Source organism: Muriicola sp., from assembly GCF_049669965.1.
GTDB lineage: Bacteria > Bacteroidota > Bacteroidia > Flavobacteriales > Flavobacteriaceae > Muriicola.
In genome coordinates, this window is sequence record NZ_JBATLB010000292.1 from 1 (window position 1) to 1,507 (window position 1,507).

The following is a 1,507-nucleotide window of genomic DNA, read 5'->3' on the forward strand; positions in this document are numbered from 1 at the left end:
AGGCGAAACCTCATAACGTAAGGCTTGGGAATAACCTTCTAAAGCGTGTTTTGTAGCGGTATAAGTTCCGAAAAAAGGTGGCGACATACGACCAACTAATGAAGAGGTATTGATAATTAAACCTGAACCTGAGCTTCGCATTGAAGGCAAAACTGCTTGCATTGTTCTAATAGCACCATAATAGTTGGTTTCCATTTGCCACTTTGCCTGCTCAACGCTATAGGCTTCAGTAATGCCTATATACATAATACCTGCATTGTTAATTAAAATATCAATATTTCCTGCTTTCTCAAGAATACTATTCATAGCTTCTTTTACAGAAGTATCATTAGTAACATCCATATCAACTACCGTAATGAGAGATGAATATGCTTCTAATTCTTTTTTTACCTCTGCGTTTATTCCTTCTGGATTTCGCATAGTTGCGAATACTTTGTTGCCTTTATCGGCAAAATCTTTAACTGCTTTTAAGCCGAATCCACTACTACTTCCTGTGATGATTACATTTTTCAATTTTATTAATTTTTAAAGCCAAACATTCCGTTATTATGAGCTAAACCTTCGGTAGGTATTTCTTGAATCACATCCCAATGCTCTACAATTTTGCCATTTTCTACACGGAATAAATCGTAAAACACTTGATTTTTACCCATCAATTCGCCTTCGCTAACGGTAAGAACAAAGTTCCCTTCGCCCATAACTTTGTGGAGTTTGTTGTATTTGAAAACTATATTTTGGGAAGCCAAGTATTGAAAGAATTCTCCAAGGCCGTTCAATCCATCTTTGATCTGCGGATTGTGTTGGTCATATTGCTCGGCACTGATATACTCTGCAATTTTATCTTGATTTTTACCCATTGGGATGTCATTAATAAAAGAAGTAACCAAGGCTTTATTGGCTTCGGTTTTGTCTAAGTCCTCAACAGTTGTTGGTCCATCGGTTTGACTTCTGCCGCTTGCAGATTCTTTCTCTAAAACGGTCATTGCGTCCCAATGCTCGGCTACTTTTCCGTTTTCATCGACACGAATAATATCAAATGCGACCATTTCATCCGCCCCAAAAGGTTTGGCATTTTTCCAGATATTGTGCATAAACACAAAATCACCATCTTGAAATAGTCGAACGTTTTCAGCGTACGTTCCATTTTCTTTTAAAACTGGTAATAATCCAATAAAAGGTTCTAAACCAGTTGGTAAAAATGGATTGTGTTGAATGTAATCGGCATTTGCAAATTTGCGCATAGTTTCTGCGTCTTGTTTGGCTACTGCACCTAAGAATGTGCCTACGATTTCTTTGTTGTTCATTGTTTTTTCTTCTGTTTGATTATTCTCACTTGTTGAATTTGTTTTTGTTGTGCCACAGGAAGCAAGAATGCCTGTTAACGCAAATACTGTGATTACCTTTTTCATTGATTTCAATTTTTATAAATTTTTATTACTTGTGTTTCGCAAGCAAAAATACAATAACACTTTTAATATGCAAGCAATATTTTGAATTAATTTCATTT

General features: G+C 35.8%; 2 protein-coding genes. Both read right to left on the reverse strand.

Annotated elements, in window-relative coordinates; translation table 11 throughout:
- The coding region (locus WBM49_RS14275) for an SDR family NAD(P)-dependent oxidoreductase (RefSeq protein WP_424372720.1) at positions 1 to 513 on the reverse strand (513 nt) is incomplete at its 3' end.
- A 5-nt stretch (positions 514 to 518) separates the two neighbouring features.
- Entirely contained in the window at positions 519 to 1,409 is an 891-nt protein-coding gene (locus WBM49_RS14280) for a nuclear transport factor 2 family protein (protein WP_424372721.1), read from the reverse strand.
- Positions 1,410 to 1,507: the final 98 nt, after the last annotated feature.